General features: G+C 56.1%; 19 protein-coding genes. 12 read left to right on the top strand and 7 right to left on the bottom strand.

Annotated elements, in window-relative coordinates; translation table 11 throughout:
- Positions 1-60: 60 nt before the first annotated feature.
- Together ACTG3X_RS08645 and ACTG3X_RS08640 are read right to left on the bottom strand one after the other, a co-directional pair.
- Positions 61-471 (bottom strand): cell division protein ZapA, encoded by a 411-nt coding sequence (locus ACTG3X_RS08645; protein WP_439110852.1) that lies wholly within the window; start codon positions 469-471, stop codon positions 61-63.
- Positions 471-968, bottom strand: coding sequence for a hypothetical protein (locus tag ACTG3X_RS08640; RefSeq protein ID WP_439110851.1), 498 nt, complete (start codon positions 966-968; stop codon positions 471-473). Before ACTG3X_RS08640 ends, ACTG3X_RS08645 begins: the two co-directional genes overlap by 1 nt.
- Before the next feature lie 202 nt (positions 969-1,170).
- Here ACTG3X_RS08640 and tkt point away from each other — a divergent pair, with 202 nt between their 5' ends.
- The gene (gene tkt / locus ACTG3X_RS08635) at positions 1,171-3,186 is read left to right on the top strand and encodes a transketolase (RefSeq protein ID WP_439110850.1); all 2,016 of its coding nucleotides are present in this window, start codon (positions 1,171-1,173) and stop codon (positions 3,184-3,186) included.
- 81 nt (positions 3,187-3,267) lie between these two features.
- On the opposite strand, the gene ACTG3X_RS08630 is transcribed toward tkt, so the two are convergent.
- Positions 3,268-4,230 (bottom strand): DUF808 domain-containing protein, encoded by a 963-nt coding sequence (locus ACTG3X_RS08630; RefSeq protein WP_439110849.1) that lies wholly within the window; start codon positions 4,228-4,230, stop codon positions 3,268-3,270.
- A gap of 187 nt (positions 4,231-4,417) precedes the next feature.
- Here ACTG3X_RS08630 and gap point away from each other — a divergent pair, with 187 nt between their 5' ends.
- The gene (gene gap / locus ACTG3X_RS08625; RefSeq protein ID WP_439110848.1) at positions 4,418-5,416 is read left to right on the top strand and encodes a type I glyceraldehyde-3-phosphate dehydrogenase; all 999 of its coding nucleotides are present in this window, start codon (positions 4,418-4,420) and stop codon (positions 5,414-5,416) included.
- Between the two features lie 83 nt (positions 5,417-5,499).
- Complete coding sequence (locus ACTG3X_RS08620; RefSeq protein WP_439110847.1) at positions 5,500-5,643, top strand: hypothetical protein; 144 nt, start codon at positions 5,500-5,502, stop codon at positions 5,641-5,643.
- On the opposite strand, the gene coaD is transcribed toward ACTG3X_RS08620, so the two are convergent.
- The 3 genes from coaD to ACTG3X_RS08605 form a co-directional block, all read right to left on the bottom strand.
- Entirely contained in the window at positions 5,640-6,137 is a 498-nt protein-coding gene (gene coaD / locus ACTG3X_RS08615; RefSeq protein WP_439110846.1) for a pantetheine-phosphate adenylyltransferase, read from the bottom strand. The genes ACTG3X_RS08620 and coaD overlap by 4 nt on opposite strands.
- A 90-nt stretch (positions 6,138-6,227) precedes the next feature.
- The gene (locus ACTG3X_RS08610) at positions 6,228-6,662 is read right to left on the bottom strand and encodes a CBS domain-containing protein (protein WP_439110845.1); all 435 of its coding nucleotides are present in this window, start codon (positions 6,660-6,662) and stop codon (positions 6,228-6,230) included.
- Between the two features lie 47 nt (positions 6,663-6,709).
- Complete coding sequence (locus ACTG3X_RS08605; RefSeq protein ID WP_439110862.1) at positions 6,710-7,585, bottom strand: LysR family transcriptional regulator; 876 nt, start codon at positions 7,583-7,585, stop codon at positions 6,710-6,712.
- Between the two features lie 123 nt (positions 7,586-7,708).
- On the opposite strand from ACTG3X_RS08605, the gene ACTG3X_RS08600 reads away from it, so the two are divergent.
- From ACTG3X_RS08600 to ACTG3X_RS08560, 9 genes are all read left to right on the top strand, one after another.
- The gene (locus tag ACTG3X_RS08600) at positions 7,709-9,208 is read left to right on the top strand and encodes a CoA-acylating methylmalonate-semialdehyde dehydrogenase (RefSeq protein ID WP_439110844.1); all 1,500 of its coding nucleotides are present in this window, start codon (positions 7,709-7,711) and stop codon (positions 9,206-9,208) included.
- Between the two features lie 83 nt (positions 9,209-9,291).
- Entirely contained in the window at positions 9,292-9,675 is a 384-nt protein-coding gene (locus ACTG3X_RS08595; RefSeq protein ID WP_439110843.1) for a hypothetical protein, read from the top strand.
- 69 nt (positions 9,676-9,744) lie between these two features.
- Positions 9,745-10,878 (top strand): carboxylate-amine ligase, encoded by a 1,134-nt coding sequence (locus tag ACTG3X_RS08590; protein ID WP_439110842.1) that lies wholly within the window; start codon positions 9,745-9,747, stop codon positions 10,876-10,878.
- An 18-nt stretch (positions 10,879-10,896) separates the two neighbouring features.
- Positions 10,897-11,226 carry a cupredoxin domain-containing protein gene (locus tag ACTG3X_RS08585; RefSeq protein WP_439110841.1) on the top strand — a complete coding sequence of 110 codons (330 nt, stop codon included), beginning with the start codon at positions 10,897-10,899 and terminating at the stop codon, positions 11,224-11,226.
- A gap of 92 nt (positions 11,227-11,318) precedes the next feature.
- Entirely contained in the window at positions 11,319-12,464 is a 1,146-nt protein-coding gene (locus ACTG3X_RS08580) for an acyl-CoA dehydrogenase family protein (protein ID WP_439110840.1), read from the top strand.
- A complete protein-coding gene (locus ACTG3X_RS08575; protein WP_439110839.1) occupies positions 12,461-13,492 on the top strand; it encodes an enoyl-CoA hydratase/isomerase family protein in 1,032 nt (343 codons plus the stop codon). The genes ACTG3X_RS08580 and ACTG3X_RS08575 overlap by 4 nt, the downstream gene beginning before the upstream one ends.
- Before the next feature lie 12 nt (positions 13,493-13,504).
- Positions 13,505-14,377 (top strand): 3-hydroxyisobutyrate dehydrogenase, encoded by an 873-nt coding sequence (mmsB, locus tag ACTG3X_RS08570; protein ID WP_439110838.1) that lies wholly within the window; start codon positions 13,505-13,507, stop codon positions 14,375-14,377.
- A 164-nt stretch (positions 14,378-14,541) separates the two neighbouring features.
- Positions 14,542-16,206 (top strand): glycosyltransferase family 4 protein, encoded by a 1,665-nt coding sequence (locus ACTG3X_RS08565; RefSeq protein ID WP_439110837.1) that lies wholly within the window; start codon positions 14,542-14,544, stop codon positions 16,204-16,206.
- Between the two features lie 207 nt (positions 16,207-16,413).
- Positions 16,414-16,614: a YgaP family membrane protein gene (locus tag ACTG3X_RS08560; RefSeq protein ID WP_439110836.1), complete on the top strand. Its 201-nt coding sequence runs from the start codon at positions 16,414-16,416 to the stop codon at positions 16,612-16,614.
- Between the two features lie 17 nt (positions 16,615-16,631).
- On the opposite strand, the gene ACTG3X_RS08555 is transcribed toward ACTG3X_RS08560, so the two are convergent.
- A complete protein-coding gene (locus ACTG3X_RS08555; RefSeq protein ID WP_439110835.1) occupies positions 16,632-17,540 on the bottom strand; it encodes a patatin-like phospholipase family protein in 909 nt (302 codons plus the stop codon).
- Between the last annotated feature and the right edge of the window lie 2 nt (positions 17,541-17,542).

The following is a 17,542-nucleotide window of genomic DNA, read 5'->3' as shown; positions in this document are numbered from 1 at the left end:
CCGTGGGCTTCTATAAGCGGCATCTCATAGGGATGTAAATACGAAATCTGGCAGAAATGTTCAGCCAGCCAAAGTTTTCGTACCGACACGCTCTTCAAGCGCCCCGGCAATGGATTCTGCTCTTGCTGCGAGCTCCGCCATACTGTCACTGAGCGACGCTGGAATAACCGGGACTTCTATGCGCTCAGGCTCTGGCGCAGGCATGGCGCTCAACCGAGCGATTTCGCTCTCAAGCTCTGCAATGCGTGCGTCACGGGCTTTAAGCTTATCCTCAATACCTGCTGTTTTATCGGCCAACATCAACCCAGCCATCAACAACATGCGCGGCTCGGGCAACCGGCCGATCTGACTCGTGAGCGTGCTCGCTTCAACATCGAGCATCGCAGCAGCACTATGAAGGTAGTGCTCCTCCCCCTCTTGGCAGGCCACATCAAATTCACGTCCGCCGATTTCGATCTTGATTTCCGGCATCAGACATCCTCCTCAAGTTTAGGCAGAGGCCCTGTGAGCACTGCTCCAATTGTCTCAGCGATGGCTGCAACCTCAGCCTTATCAACTGCACGCGCGGCGCGCAGGCCTTCAAGCTCGGCCAGCATTGCCTTGTTAATGAGGTGTGCATCACCGACACCTTGCTCATTCGCCTCGCGCAGTGCTGCGTTCGAGGCGCGCAACTGCTCGTTGGCTGCGCGCATCCGCTGCATTTCCACATCGAGCGTGGCAGTCGCCTCGCGCTGACGCTCAAGGTCCGCTTCAAGCGTCTCTCGGGCCTCTTCATATTTTTCGCGCATTTTCTTATTGCGCTCTTCAAGCTGTGCGCTTGCAAGCTTCTCTGCTTCAAGCTCCGCCTTTAGCTCAGCCACCTCGGCAGGATCAGCTCCTGACACTTCAGTGCCCATGGCCTCAGCTGAGCGCCCAATTCGGTCTAGTGCCGCCGTAATGCGGCGCTCCAGCTCTTCAATTTCACTCATCTGCACATCCTCAATACCGTGCCTGTCTATTGTCTTGTTCCGCAATCGCGAATCAAATCACTGCCGTTTCGAGCGGTGTAGACAAAAGTTTAGGTCATATTTCCACCTTTTGCACCCATCCGCGGAAAACCACATTTGCCTCTGCGCCAGAGGCTGTTAAAGACCCTCCAGAAACCCGTTGCCACCAAATGAGGACAAAGCCTTGGATATTGCCGCCCTTCGCGCTGCCAACCCCGACCACTGGATGCGCGCTGCCGCCATTCGCGCGCTGACACTTGATGCTGTTGCCGCTGCAAACTCAGGACATTCAGGCATGCCTATGGGCATGGCCGATGTTGCGACTGTGCTCTATGAAAAGCACCTTAAGTTTGATGCAAAAGCACCCGACTGGCCAGATCGCGACCGCTTTATTTTGTCAGCGGGCCATGGCTCTATGCTGCTCTACTCTCTTCTGCACCTCACCGGCTACGAAGATATGACACTCTCGCAAGTCAAAAACTTCCGCCAATGGGGCGCGATCACTGCAGGCCACCCAGAGTTTGGACATGCCAAAGGCATCGAAACAACAACTGGCCCTCTCGGCCAAGGGATCGCCAATGCCGTGGGCTTCGCTCTCGCCGAAGAAATTCAACGCGCGCGCTACGGCCGCAAAGTCGTTGATCACCACACATATGTCATCGCTGGTGACGGATGTCTGATGGAAGGTATCAGCCAGGAAGCCATTACACTCGCTGGACGCCAACGTCTTGGAAAACTGATCGTATTCTGGGACAACAACAACATCACAATCGATGGCACAGTTGAGCTCTCGGACCGCACGAACCAACCACAGCGCTTCAAAGCTGCGGGATGGCATGTCATCGAGATCGACGGACATGACCCGATCGCGATTGATGCCGCAATCACCAAGGCAAAAACCACAAACAAGCCTTCCATGATTGCGTGCAAAACACACATCGCACTTGGCCATGCGGCCCAAGACACCTCAAAAGGCCATGGAGCGCTCACAGACGCCGATCAGCTTTCCGCCGCCAAAAAAGGATATGGCTGGACTTGGGGACCATTTGAAGTCCCATCCGACATCAAAGCAGAATGGGAAGCCATCGGCGCGCGTGGCGCAACCGAGCGCGCGGCATGGGAAGAGCGCTTTGCCACGCTTTCGGGCCGCAAGCAGGAAGACTTCACACGCGCCCTAGCACTTGAGGCTCCAAAGAAGCTCTCGGCCACAATCAAAGCCCTGAAAAAGCAGATCTCTGAAGGCGCACCCAAAGTGGCAACGCGCAAGAGCTCTGAGATGGTTTTGGAAGTGATCAATCCGATCATGCCCGAAACTGTTGGCGGCTCAGCCGACCTGACAGGCTCAAACAACACCAAGACAGGTGATCTTGGCACCCATGACATCGACAACCGCAAGGGCCGCTATATTTACTATGGTATCCGTGAACACGGAATGGCCGCTGCGATGAACGGTATGGTGCTGCATGGCGGCGTACGCGCCTACGGCGGTACGTTTTTCACATTCACAGACTATGCGCGCCCGTCCATGCGCTTGGCGTCTTTGATGAAAATCCCCACCGTCTTTGTCATGACCCATGACAGCATCGGTGTCGGTGAAGATGGACCCACACACCAGCCAGTGGAACATCTGGCAATTTGTCGTGCCACGCCAAACAGCTACACCTTCCGCCCTTGCGACACGGTCGAAACAGCTGAGGCTTGGGAAATAGCTCTGACGTCCAAAGAAACCCCTTCAGTTCTGGCGTTGACCCGTCAGGGCCTGCCGACACTACGGACAGAGCACAAATTGAAGAACCTTTCGGCCCAAGGCGCATATGTTCTGGCCGAAGCGACAGGCAAGCGTCAGGCCATCCTGATGGCAACGGGTTCGGAAGTATCTGTCGCGATGGACGCCCGCGCGATCCTTGAAGCAGAGGGCATTGGCACACGCGTTGTATCCATGCCGTGTCTGGAACTGTTCGAAGAGCAAGACGAAGCCTACCGCCGCAAAGTCTTGCCAGCAGGCCCTGTGCGTGTTGCCGTTGAAGCCGGCGGCCGCCTTGGTTGGGACCGTTGGTTGACGGGCGAGCGTGGTAAATCAGGCAAAGCTGCTTTCGTTGGTATGGAAGGCTTTGGTGCTTCGGCACCAGCTGAAGTTCTGTTTGAAAAATTCGGCATTACGGCTGAAGCCGTTGCCGCCAAAGTAAAATCCTTGCTGTAAAAGCATCGGTATTCACTCATTGATTATTGCGAGGGGGGCTATGCCTCCCTCGCTTTTTTTTAGCATTGCCTTAAACCCACATCAGCTAAGTTTGCGAGGCAACCCCTGCCAAAGAGGGGTCACGAGCTTCAGACCAATCGGGATTAGAATAAGGCCAAGCGCAAGCCCCAAGATCCCATCCATCAACGCTGTAAACAACCACTTCAACGCACCAATTGGGCCACCAAGCCCAGAGGCCATAGCGCTGGCCGCCTGTTTGACGCTTTCGTAAGGAAGGTGCACGCCCATCTCGTGTAGTGCGTGAAGAATGATCGACCCGCCGACCCAAAGCATTGCTGCAGTCCCGATAGCCGTGAGCGCCCATAAGAAACCGGGCATCGCTTTCACGATCCCTTCCCCTAACCGCCGTGTCAGACCCAAACGACCCGTGTTGGCCATATGCAGCCCCACGTCGTCGGCCTTAACGATCAGCGCAACAGATCCGTACACCGCCACGGTGATCATCACGGCGACAGCGGCCAAAGTGAAGGCCTCCATCCAGAACGTCGTTTTGGGGATGGCGGCCAACGCAATGGTCATGATTTCCGCCGATAGGATAAAGTCGGTCTTGATCGCGCCTTTTGCACGCTCTTCCTCAAGGTGTGCCGGGTCATCAGACTCTGCGTCGGCCTCTGCAGGATGTGCTTCTAGCCAGCCCAAACTATGCGCCACTTTTTCAGCCCCCTCAAAACAAAGATAGGCTCCCCCCATCATAAGCAGCGGCGGGATCGCCCAAGGCGCAAAGTTGCTCAACGCGAGCCCCGCAGGCAACAGAAACACGAGCTTGTTGAAGATTGACCCCCGCGCGATACGCCAGATAATGGGCAGCTCACGATCAGCTGAGAAGCCATGGACGTATTTGGGCGTGACAGCGGCATCATCAATCGCGGCACCTGCAGCTTTAGCTCCTGCTTTTGCCGCCTGCCCGATCACATCGTCCACAGAAGCGGCCGCCACCTTCGCAATCGCTGCCACATCGTCTAAAAGTGCTAACAATCCACTCATCAAATACCCTTTCAATTTGAACGCAGTTTTGCCCTTAGGGCTGCTTCAGCGCAACCGCGAAACCAGAAGAGTCGGATTTGGGTCAGGTTTAACGCTAACAGGTGGATGATTTGGCCTTCGCCCCCCTTTCCGCCTTGCGCCGACCTCGCTAAGAGCAGGGCAAGACATTCGCGCAAGGAGAGAGACCATGACAATCACCGTAGGCATCAATGGATTTGGCCGCATCGGCCGCTGCACACTTTCACATATTGCGGCATCAGGACGCCAAGACGTGAAGGTAGTGAAAGTCAACGCGACAGGCTCACTCGAAACAGCTGCGCACCTGATCAAGTATGACTCGGTCCACGGTCGCTTCCCGAACGAAGTCAAAATCGGAGACGGAACGCTCGACTTGGGCGCAGGTGAGATGCAAATGTTCTCGACCTATAATATGGAAGAGCTCGATTGGTCAGGCGTTGATGTCGTTCTTGAGTGTACAGGCCAGTTTAACGATGGCAACAAAGCCAAAGCGCACCTTGCTCAAGGCGCAAAGAAAGTTCTGCTCTCAGCACCAGGCAAAAATGTTGACCGCACAATTGTCTATGGCGTGAACAACGAAGCGCTGGAAGCCTCGCATACGATGATTTCCAATGGCTCCTGCACAACAAACTGTCTCGCGCCCGTGGCCAAAGTCCTCAACGACGCTGTGGGGATTGAAAGCGGTATCATGACCACAATCCACGCCTACACGGGTGACCAGCCCACACTGGACCGCCGCCACAATGACCTCTACCGCGCGCGCGCCGCCGCGATGAGCATGGTGCCCACATCAACAGGTGCGGCCAAAGCCCTTGGCGAGGTCCTTCCGGAGCTTGCAGGTAAGCTTGATGGCTCGGCCATCCGCGTGCCGACCCCGAATGTAAGCGCTGTAGACCTGACGTTTATGGCTAAAAAAGATGTCACCGTTGCAGATATCAACGAAATTGTTCGCGAAGCAGCTGAGGGCGTAATGAAGGGTGTCCTCGGATATGAAGAGGCTCCGCTGGTCTCGATCGACTTCAACCACTCAGAAGAAAGCTCGATCTTTGCCCCTGCGCAAACCAAAGTAATGGGTGGCCGTCTGGTCCGCGTATTGGCCTGGTATGACAACGAGTGGGGCTTCAGCTGCCGCATGGCCGATGTTGCCGCCATGATGGGCCGCCTTTAAGGCAACAGCAGTATTCTTGCGCAAAGCGTTCTGGTGGGGCATATCTCACTGGAGCGCTTTTTTATTTGGTAGAAAGTCACGGTATGAACACACAAATCTCAATAGGCCTTGGACTTGTGATTGTGTCACTCTTGTTTTTGGACAAGTTCTTCTACGATTGGGACGGTACCGTTTTTCTTATGCGAAAGATGGCAGAACTGATCGAGTGGCTGGCTTTCTGGCGCTAAGCCTTGCCAAGGCGCTTTAGCACGCGCTCACGCACAAGCGGCGTCACAAACTTTGAGATATCCCCATCCAGCCGCGCAATTTCTTTGACCAGTTTAGAGGCAATCGCCTGATGGCGCGCCTCAGCCATCAAAAAAACTGTCTCCACAGAGTCGTCGAGTGACCGGTTCATCCCGACCATCTGATATTCATACTCAAAGTCAGCAACAGCGCGCAGACCCCGTACGATAACCTGCGCTCCAACGTCTTTGGCGCAATCAATCAGCAGGTTTTCAAACGGATGAACAACGATTTCCGTACCAGTGAGCTTTGAGAGCGCCTCGCACTCGGATTCGATCATCTCGACACGCTCTTCGAGCTGAAACAGCGGGCCTTTGTCGCGGTTGATTGCGACCCCTATAACCAACCTGTCCACGAGGGCGGCCCCGCGCTTGATAATATCAAGATGACCCAAAGTAACTGGGTCAAACGTCCCCGGATATAGACCAATGCGCATGAAGAGCCTCGTGAGTTGAGTGCGAAACAATATTACGTCGCAATGCAGTATGAGCGCACGAATTGCAACCCTAAGGATGTGATGTCATCGTTAGTGGCCCATGATCATCCCTTGGAGCGCGTCTTTTTCCATGGCCAGTTCTTCCAAGCGGGCCTTTACCGCATCTCCGATTGTAATGATGCCAATCAGCGCGCCATTCTCAGTGACGGGCATATGTCGGAAACGTCCGTTGGTCATCTTCTCCAAAACCGAGTCAGTCGTCTCGTCTTTGCTGCAACACACCGGGTTGCGGGTCATCAGGTCCCCAACAGTTTCTTCAAGGCAAACGGCCCCACGCAACGCCAGCGAGCGGACAATGTCACGTTCAGAAAGGATACCTTCCACCTCTTTGCCATCGTCCGAGACAATCAGACCGCCAATACGGCGCTCGGCAAGCACATTGGCTGCCTCCGCAATAGAGGTTTTTGCGGTAATCGTAATCACAGGACCATCGCCCTTTGATTTGAGGATTTGCAGCACAAGCATGGGGCACTCTCCTTTTTTCTCAGGTTGCGACGTGATGGGCCGACCTGTCAAGCTAGCGTTTCAAGCCGAGCCACCTCACGCCGCAAACCATCGGTCAGAGCTTCCGCAAACCGTGTCAAGCGGGCAACCCTGCGGTCATCCTCGTGTCGAATAAGATAAAAGCTACGCTTGAGGCTAAAACTCTCAGGCAAAACCCTGCGAAGATTGGGAGCGGCAGGTAAAGCAAAGTCGTGGACCACCCCGACACCACCACCTTGACGTATCACATTGAGCTGCACTGATGCAGAGTTTGACGCCAGGGCCACACGCGAAAACGGCGTGCCGCTCAGATAATCCAGCTCTTTGTCAAAGATCATATCCGGAATGTAGCCCACAATCCGATGATCATGCAGGGCCGCTACGTCTGAGATGGGCGCGTGCGTCGCAAGGTAGGCCTCTGAGGCAGCAAGGTGTAGCTGATAGTCAGCCAGCTTTTGCACCAGCAGTCGTCCCGCTTCTGGGCGACTTACGGTGATGGCCATGTCTGCCTCTCGCTTGGTGAGGTTGACGATCCTCGGGAGCGCGACAATCTGAATGTCCAGGTCGGGGTTTTGCTCTGTGATCTCGGCGCAAACCTGAGGCAGCAGGAAGTTCGCACAACCATCTGGCGCTCCTATTCTGATTTGGCCTGAGAGGGCTGCACCCTGCCCTGCCATTGCATCACGCGCGTCCATCATGGTCTGCTCCAGGCGCACAGCATGAGGCATCAGCTTTTGGCCCTGAGCGGTGAGCACATAGCCCTGCGGAGACTTTGTGAACAAGACTTCGCTCATTGCCTCCTCGAGCCGTGCAACGCGTCGTCCGACAGTTGCAGGATCGGCCTTCAGGAGCGCAGCAGCACCAGACAGCGTCTCGGCACGTGCGACAGCCAAAAAGCTCTTCATATCGTCCCAATTCACGGTATCGGCCCCCCATAATGCAAAAATGCAAAACTTGCTGTGAGAACTTGCCGCTTTTTGCGGCATAAATGCAAGGCTAAGGTGGCGTTAAATCTGTTGGAGGATAACATGCAAGAACTTACACACTACATTGGCGGCGAACACGTCAAAGGCACGTCAGGCCGCTTTGCGGATGTTTTCAACCCCGCCACAGGCGAAGTTCAAGCCAAGGTCCCCCTTGCCTCAAAAGAGGAAATGGAAAAAGCTGTCGCCATCGCCGCCGCCGCACAGCCTGCTTGGGCCGCCACCAACCCACAGCGCCGCGCCCGCGTCATGATGAAATACGTCGAGTTGCTGAACCGCGATATGGACAAGCTCGCAGAAGCCCTGAGCCGCGAGCACGGCAAAACATTCCCTGACGCCAAGGGCGATGTGCAGCGCGGTCTTGAAGTTATCGAATATTGCATCGGCGCCCCTCAGCTGCTGAAAGGTGAATATACCGACGGTGCTGGCCCGGGCATTGACATGTATTCCATGCGTCAGGCGCTCGGCGTGACAGCGGGCATCACCCCGTTCAACTTCCCTGCCATGATCCCCATGTGGATGTTCGGCCCGGCACTTGCTTGTGGCAACGCCTTTATCCTGAAGCCAAGCGAGCGTGACCCTTCTGTTCCGCTCATGCTGGCGGAGCTGATGGAAGAAGCTGGCGCACCCAAGGGTATTCTGCAGGTCGTCAACGGCGACAAAGAAGCCGTAGACGCTATTCTTTATGACGAGACGATCCAGTCAGTGGGCTTTGTCGGCTCAACACCGATTGCCGAATACATCTACGGCACGGGCTGCGCACAAGGCAAACGTGTACAGTGCTTTGGCGGTGCCAAAAACCACATGATCATTATGCCAGACGCCGATCTTGACCAAGCAGCCGATGCTCTGATCGGTGCAGGCTATGGTGCTGCGGGTGAACGCTGTATGGCCATTTCTGTTGCGGTTCCTGTCGGCGAGGAAACCGCTGATAAACTGATCGAAAAGCTTATTCCGCGCATCGAAAAGCTGAAAGTTGGCCCGTATACATCAGGTGATGATGTAGACTACGGCCCCGTTGTGACCGCTGCCGCCAAGCAAAACATCCTCAAGCTCGTTGAATCAGGTGTTGAGCAAGGCGCCGAACTGGTTGTTGATGGCCGTGACTTCGCGCTTCAAGGCTATGAAGATGGCTTCTTTGTTGGCCCCCACCTGTTTGACCGCGTCTCACCGGATATGGACATCTACCAAAAAGAGATCTTCGGCCCAGTGCTTTGCACCGTGCGCGCGGGCTCTTATGAGGAAGCGCTCAAATTGGCCATGGATCACGAATATGGCAACGGAACCGCCATTTTCACGCGTGATGGCGACTCGGCCCGTGACTTTGCCAACCGTATCAACGTGGGCATGATCGGGATCAACGTGCCAATCCCTGTGCCTTTGGCATATCACACCTTTGGTGGCTGGAAGAAATCAGTCTTTGGCGATTTGAACCAGCACGGGCCTGATGCATTCAAGTTCTACACGCGCACCAAAACCGTTACATCGCGCTGGCCATCAGGTATCAAAGATGGTGGTGAATTCAACTTTAAGCCTATGGACTAAACTTTAGATAGACCTCATGGTAGAAACGGCCTTCCAAGTTGGGAGGCCGTTTTTCGTCATGCTAACAAGAACTCGAGCGCCCCATGCCTGTCACCTATGAAATCTTGGAAAGCCCAAATGTGGTGATGGCGCACTATCGCGGAGTGGTGCGCATTGAAGATATCATTGCGATGTTTGAGAGCTACCAAGCAGCTCCGGAATTCGAGCTCAGGCGCCCCCATATTGCAGACTTGCGAACGGTCGACATCTCTTCTGTCGGTTTCAACGAGGTGTACACGCTGTTTTCAATGTTTGGCCGCCGCTACGCAGAAGCGGGCGTCCCAATGAGGGTGGCAATTGTTGCTGATAGCGAAGTTGTCTTCGGCATGAGCCGCATCTTTGAAAACCTCACAGAGCAATCTCATTGGGCGCAAACCTGCATCTTCTGCTCTATGAGTGAGGCGAAAGCCTGGGTGACACAAGCCTGAGCTGGCAAGCTTGCGCTAAGCGGTCTTTCCTGTTGAGATGCATTTAATCTTTGCAGAAAAGGAGAGGCCATGTCACGTGCCGAACCCGCGTTTACGATTGGCATCGAAGAAGAGTATCTGCTCGTAGATAAAGACAGCCTCGCGCTCGCACGGGCGCCTGAGGCGATGATGCAAGCCTGTGCCTCGGCTCTGGAAGGCCAGTTCAGCCCCGAGTTTCTTGAGTGTCAGATCGAAATTGGGACAAAAGTCTGTGCGAATGTTGCCGAAGCCCGGGAAGACCTGAAGCACCTGCGCAGCACGGTTGCAAGGATTGCAGGACAGTTTGGGCTCGCGCCGATCGCGGCCTCGTGCCACCCGTTCTCAGACTGGCGTGACCAGCACCATACACCGAAGGACCGCTACAACGAGCTGCATGATGACCTCGCCGGTGTGGTTCAGAGACTGCTCATTTGCGGGTGCCACGTCCATGTTGGTATCCCCGAAAAATCCATGCGCATAGATCTGGTGAACCAGCTTAAATATTTCCTGCCCCACCTTCTGGCGCTCAGCTGTTCTTCACCGTTTTGGCAGGGGCATGACACGGGCCTGAGCTGCTATCGTCTCTCTGTATTTGATAACCTGCCGCGTACGGGGCTACCACCGCGCATGGAAAGCTGGGGCGAATTTGAACGCTCTATCGAAGCGCTTGTGGAGCTGGGCGTGATTGAAGACAGCTCAAAAGTCTGGTGGGATCTGCGGCCCTCCTCCCGTTTTCCAACGATCGAGAGCCGTATCTGCGATGTAGCCCCCCGAATGGAGACTGCGCTCACGCTGGCCGCTTTGAGCCAAGCGCTCACCCGTATGTTGTGGCGGCTGGCTATGAAAAACCAGCGCTGGCGGATTTACGATAACTTCCTCATCGCCGAAAACCGCTGGCGCGCGCAACGTTACGGCGTTAGCGAGGGGCTGATCGACCTTGGTGCACGCGAAATTGTTCCCTTTGAGACCCTCATCAACGAGCTTGTCGACCTCATAGACGAAGACGCAGGTATCTTGTCTTGCCGCCAAGAAATCGAACGCGCGCGCGACATTGCCGCACACGGCAATGCCGCTGACACGCAGCGCCGTATCTACACAGAAGCCCGCGCCACCGGACAAAATGAAGAGGCGGCGCTTGGTGTCGTTGTAACCCACCTGATCGCAGAGTTTCATGCCGATCTATAACCCAAACTGGAGCCCGAAATGCTGACACGCCGCCATACCCTCAAAGCTATCTTTTCCCTCCCTGCCTTCGCCCTGCTCACCCCTCAATCGGCTGCAGCTGCGCAGCATACCGTGCGGATGCAGTCTATGCGCTTTTCACCCAGCCAACTGAGGATCAAGGCTGGTGACACCGTGCTGTTTGAAAACAAAGGCACAATGGAACACACCGCCACAGCCAGAGATGACAGCTGGGATACAGGCAACCTGAGGCGCGGAAAATCTGCCAGCATCACCTTTCCTAACAAAGGTCAATTCAAGTATGTGTGCCGCTGGCATGGCAGCATGACAGGAACCATCATCGTTGAGTAGACGGGTTGAAGCTTTGCAAAACTCCTGTAAGGTTTAGGAATTAAACAAGCGTTCAATTCGCGCAAGCCACTCTGAGGGAAAAGGATAACGTCATGGACTTTGCATTGAGTGAAGAGCAAACCCTGATCTTTGACATGGCCAAAAGCTTCGGCGCTGAGCATATCGCGCCCTTTGCTATGGAGTGGGAGAAGGCAGGCACCATTCCGAAAGATCTTTGGCCCAAGTTGGCCGAGCTCGGCTTTGGCGGGCTGTATGTACGCGAAGAAAGCGGCGGCTCAGGCCTCTCTCGGCTGGATGCGACACTGGTGTTTGAAGCGCTGGCCATGGCCTGCCCTGCTGTTGGCTCGTTTCTGTCGATCCACAATATGTGCGGTGGCATGATCGACAAGTTCGGCTCTGATGAAACCCGCGCCAAATGGCTCCCTGCCTTGTGTTCAATGGAAAAAGTCTTTTCCTACTGCCTCACAGAGCCGGGCTCAGGCTCGGATGCGGCGGCGTTGAAAACCCGCGCCGAAAAGACCAACGAAGGTTATAAGCTGAACGGCACCAAAGCCTTTATCTCTGGCGGTGGCTATTCAGACGCATATGTGACGATGGTGCGCACAGGTGTCGACGGGCCAAAAGGCATTTCGACCGTTGTTGTTGAAGATGGCGCTGCGGGCCTGAGTTTTGGCGCGCTTGAAGAGAAAATGGGCTGGCGTGCCCAGCCCACAGCGCAAGTCCAATTCGATGACTGCACCGTCCCTCATGACAACCTCATTGGCGAAGAAGGACAGGGTTTTGCTTATGCAATGGCAGGTTTGGATGGTGGGCGCCTCAACATTGCCGCCTCGGCGCTTGGGGGCGCACAAAATGCCCTCGACCTCACCATGCAATATATGGCCGAGCGCAAGGCTTTCGGAAAACCCATCAACCAGTTTCAAGCGCTTCAGTTCAAACTGGCCGAGTTTGAAACCCAGCTTCAAGCCGCGCGTATCTTTCTGCGCCAAGCCGCATGGAAGCTCGACACAGGCGCGCATGATGCGACCAAATTCTGCGCTATGGCCAAGCTGATGGTGACAGATGTGTCCTTTGATGTGGCCAACGGTTGCCTGCAAATGCACGGCGGCTACGGCTACCTTGCAGATTATGGCATCGAAAAAATCGTCCGTGACCTGCGGGTTCACCAGATCCTTGAGGGCACCAACGAGATCATGCGTATGATCATCTCCCGCCAAATGATCTCGGACGCAGCATGAGCGATATTTCGATACGCGTTGTCGGCGCTGCGGGGCGGATCACCCTCACCCGCCCCAAAGCTCTAAACGCTGTGACCTACCCAATGGTGACAGCCATCGCCGCGGCCCTGAAGACTTGGGAAAGTGACTCCGCTGTCACGCGCGTGATCATTGATGCTGAAGGCGAGAAAGCCTTCTCGGCGGGCGGTGATATCGCCGAGCTCTACGAGACAGGCAAGCGCGGCGACTACGCTTTTGGCCAGACCTTCTGGCGCGATGAATACCGTATGAATGCAGCCCTGCGCAGCTACTCCAAACCCATCGTGTCGTTCCTGCAAGGCTTCACCATGGGCGGCGGTATGGGCGTGGGCTGCCATGGCTCTCACCGTATTGTGGGCGCAACCTCCCAGATAGCGATGCCAGAATGCGGGATTGGCCTTGTGCCCGATGTGGGCGGCTCCATGATCCTTGCCAATGCGCCGGGCGCATCTGGTGCATACCTTGGCCTAACGGGCGCAAGACTGAATGCGGCTGATGCAATTTACGCAGGTTTTGCAGATACTTACATCAGCGACGACAAATGGCCTGCCCTGATCGAAGCGCTTGAAGCTGGCGCAGAACTCGGGGCGCTGAGCGCTGCGAGCAGCACGGCACCAGAGGGCCAACTTGGCGCACACCAAGCCGAGATCGATGCGGTTTTTGGCGCAGCAAGCTTGCCGGATCTGGTCGCCCGCCTTGAGGCCAGTGACACAGCCTTTGCCGCGTTTGCCCTCAAAGCTGTAACACGCAATTCGCCGCTGGCTATGGCTGCCACACTCACCATGATGCAGCAGCTCAAGGGCTGTCGTGACATCCGCGACGCGCTCAAGCTCGAATACCGTTTCACATCGCGTGCGATGGAGCATGGCGACTTCCTCGAAGGTATCCGCGCCGCCATTATTGACAAAGACCGCAGCCCGCGCTGGAAGCATTCCATCGCACAGCTCGACCCGCAGATGATTGACGCAATGCTGGCCCCGCTTGACGGCGCCGAGCTGACTTTCTCATAAGGAGAGACCCCCATGAAAATCGGATTTATCGGCCTTGGAAACATGGGTGCGCCCATGGCGGGCAACCTTGCAAAAGCAGGCCACAGCGTTACCGGCTTTGACATGGCAGATGTTGCTGTCGAAGGCGTCAGCATGGCCGCCAGCGCCGCCGAGGCGGCCACGGGCCAAGACGTGGTGATCACCATGTTGCCCAATGGCGCGATTTTGCGTGCAGTGGCCGCAGACATCCTGCCAGCCATGGCAAGTGGCGCAGCACTTGTCGACTGCTCAACCGTCGATGTTGACAGCGCACGCGCTGTTGCAGGCGAAGCCGAGGCGCTTGGTGTGCTGTTTGTCGATGCCCCTGTCTCGGGCGGCGTCGGCGGCGCATCGGGCGGAACCCTCACATTTATGGCGGGCGGCACCAAAGCCGGCTTTGCCAAAGCGGCCCCTTTGTTTGAGATCATGGGCCAAAAAGCCGTACATTGCGGTGACGCAGGCGCAGGCCAAGCGGCCAAGATTTGCAACAACATGATCTTGGGCGTCACCATGATTGCCACCTGTGAAGCCTTTGCACTGGCAGATAAGCTCGGGCTTGACCGCCAGAAAATGTTTGATGTTGTCAGCACCTCCTCGGGCTATTCTTGGACGATGAACGCCTACTGCCCCGCCCCGGGCGTTGGGCCACAAAGCCCCTCAGACAATGACTACAAGCCAGGATTTGCCTCTGAGCTCATGCTCAAAGACCTGCGCCTGTCACAACAAGCCGCAACCTCTGCCGATGCTGATACCCCAATGGGCCAAGCAGCTATGGCACTCTACGAGCAATTTGTAGAAGAAGAAGGCGGCCTTGGAACCGACTTTTCTGCCATGTTGCCACGCTTTGAAAAACGCAGCCGAGGTTAAGCTCTTATCACGCTCCAACATGACTGAGGAGAGTTAAGCCACATTTAACGCGCGGTGCGGACAATGCAGAGCAAACAGCGCTTTGGATTTTGTGTGCCGCGCGCTACTGTTTGGAAAACGATATCGAGCTTTAAAATGTTTATGTTTACCTGTGAGCGCCCGCTGTGAGCGCACCGTCTGCCAACGCCGCAATCTGGTATGCCAGTGATGGCTATGACCCTGAAACAAAAGGGATCAATGGCCGCCGTGTTGCGGGAGCCTCGTTTTTGAAAGGGTTTGTGCAGCATGCTCAGGTGGATGAGTTTGTCAGCCTCAGCGAAACCCTGTCAGGCGCACAGGCTTTTGAAGCACAATTAAAGGCTTTGGGTGCTAAGAAGCCAATTCGCGGTGTCGAGTTTTTCAATGCGCGCAAGATAGCACCTGTTGATGTGCTGTACTATCCGGCCCCCAACTACGCGAGCGAGCTGTGGCGGCGGCAAACCCTTGGAAATACAGCCTATTCCATCTGCGGCATCACCCATACGACCGCCACAAGCGCGGTCATGCAGGGGGCTGTCGATCTGCGCCTTGCACCGCAAATGCCTTGGGATGCGGTGATCTGTACCTCACAGGCGGTGCTTGCGAGCCAGGAGGCACAGCACGATATGGTGGATGACTATATCCGCCAGCGCTTTGGCACTGTGCCGGCCCGCCCGATGATGCCTGTTATTCCACTGGGGATCACACCCGAGGATTACGCCCACGATCCTGCAGCGCGCAAACGGCTGCGAGAGCGCTTGAGTATTGGCGCACAGGATATTGTTATATCGACACTTTCCCGCCTGACACCCTATGGCAAATTTGATCCGTTCCCGCTGTTTCTGGCTATGGAAGCCGCACAGGCCAAGCTCCCCAAGGGGATGAAGCTGCACTTTGTGGCTTGCGGGATTTATGCAGACAAACACTCTCAAGAGATCTTTGAAACAGGTGCGAAAGCTCTCATGCCAAATGTGAGCTACACCCACCTTGACGGCAGCCTGAAAGAGGCGCGCGACGAGGCCCTTTCGGGCGCAGATATCTTCACCTTCCCCATTGATAACATTCAAGAAACATTCGGCCTTGCCCCGCTGGAAGCCATGGCTGCAGGCCTGCCCCAGATCACCACGGATTGGGACGGGATGCGCGACACGGTGAGTGAGGATGTGGGTATTCGCGTTCCCACCCGAGGGCTTGCCGCGGGCCATGGGGCGACAGAGGCTTGGGCCTATGTGTCAAAACGGCTGTCATATGCGCAATATACCAGCAATATCAGCGCTTTAACTGAAGTTGACCTGACGGCTCTCACCGAGGCCATTGTCAGGCTGGCGTGTGACCCCGAGAAGCGGAGGGCCATGGGCGCGGCTGGCCTGAAACGGGTTAGAAAACTGTATTCTTGGGCCAAAATTATTCCGCAATATCAGATGCTTTGGGCAGAACTTTCAAGTATTCGCCAGAGGGCTTTGAGCGCCCGTGACACGGCTGGATTACAGCCAAATCCTGCCGCACCTGCGCCAACAAAGCTCTTTGCGAGCTACCCGAGTGCGCCGCTGCCCCGTGGCATCGCGGCCTGTGTGGCAACCCATCGCAGCCCCTCTCTGGAAGACGTCTATGACTTGCGCCAGTTTAAGAACCTTAAACAACCCTTTGAAAAGGTTGAAACACTGCGCCGCGTTCTTGACGCTATTACAGAGGTCGGCCCGCAGGGCGCTGTCGCAACAGAGATTGCCAAAGACCTCAAATTCAACCCGCTGACTGTAGAGCGCTGCTATGTCTGGTTACTCAAATATGGCTTTATCGCGCGGCGGGGTTAACGCCTCCACTGGGGGTCTATCATGGGGGGGTGATACCTGTGCACCGGGCGTGCACCATGCGTGCACCGCCCTGCACCTCGCTTGTGTTAACACAAATTTAGGTAAGGCCGCGCGCGCTCCTGAAGTGGCCCCTCCAACTTCCCCCTTTTGTTTACCGAAAATTAAGATTACACATATGAATTGTGGAATGTTATTTTGGAGGTCGTTATGACCAAGAATGTTGGCGGTCTTGACCGCATCCTGCGCATCGTTGTCGGTGCTGCTTTGATCCTCGGATTTTTTCTGAACTCGGCCAATGGCTACAACTGGCTCTACCTCATCGGGATCGTCCCGCTTGCGACAGGCCTGATGAGCACTTGCCCGCTTTACAAGATCTTCGGGTTCAACACCTGCCCGATGAAAAAATAAGACAGCGCGGCGGCGGGCTACTGGCCTTTGCCGCCGCAGACTGCGCGGATGTCATCAGCCTGCGCGCGCACAAGCTCGCGCCCTGCTTCAATGGCGACGCCCGCTTTTTCAAGCTCCAACACAAGCACAGTCTGGCGCAGATCAGCCTCTAGCAAAATCTGGGGCGGATCGCTGGCAAGCCGCGTCTGGCGGAGGTAGCGGCTCATAATGTCCATCGATGTGGACACCACATCAAGATAATCAGGTGGTACGGGGCGCTCGTCTTTGCGCGCCTCGGGCAGCATTTTCTGCAAGCCCTCTGGCAAGATATCGGCCCACTCCTTGAGCCCCTCAAAGCGCCAGAAGCTGCGCGACGGCTCCGCAGGCACCCAGAGCTTGTCATCATGCGCTCCGTTCGGGTTTACGGCGAGGGTTGTATCGGCACCAAGCGCACGGCAGGCCGAGCTTGGAACAGGGTTGACCATCCCGCCATCCAAGAGCCAACGCCCTTCGTGGTGAAACGGTGCAAAGACACCGGGCATGGCCATCGAGCCGCGCACAGCGTTGCAAAGGCTCCCCTCACGCAGCCATATTTCCTGACCTGTGGTCATATCTGTGGCCACGGCCAGAAAGGGCTTCTCAAGGTCAGAAAAGTCATCGGGCAACCCGATCTCTTCAATGATCTGGGCGATTGCGCCCCCCTGCACAAGCCCGCCGCCCGAAAGGCGCACATCCAGCAGGCGCATGACACGGCTGCGGGTGAGCCCTGTGGCCCAATCGGCCAGCGCATCAAGCCGCCCACCTGCCCAAGCCGCCCCCACAAGTGCCCCCATGGAGCAGCCAGCCGCCACGTCGGGGCGGATGCCCATGGCCTCAAGCTCTTGCAGCACGCCGATGTGACACCACCCGCGCGCACCGCCAGACCCGAGAGCGAGGCCAAGGGTCATGG

The organism is Lentibacter sp., from assembly GCF_965658795.1.
Taxonomy (GTDB): Bacteria; Pseudomonadota; Alphaproteobacteria; order Rhodobacterales; family Rhodobacteraceae; genus Lentibacter.
Note: the sequence above shows the minus strand (reverse complement) of the source record. Positions and strands in the feature narration are given on the sequence as shown.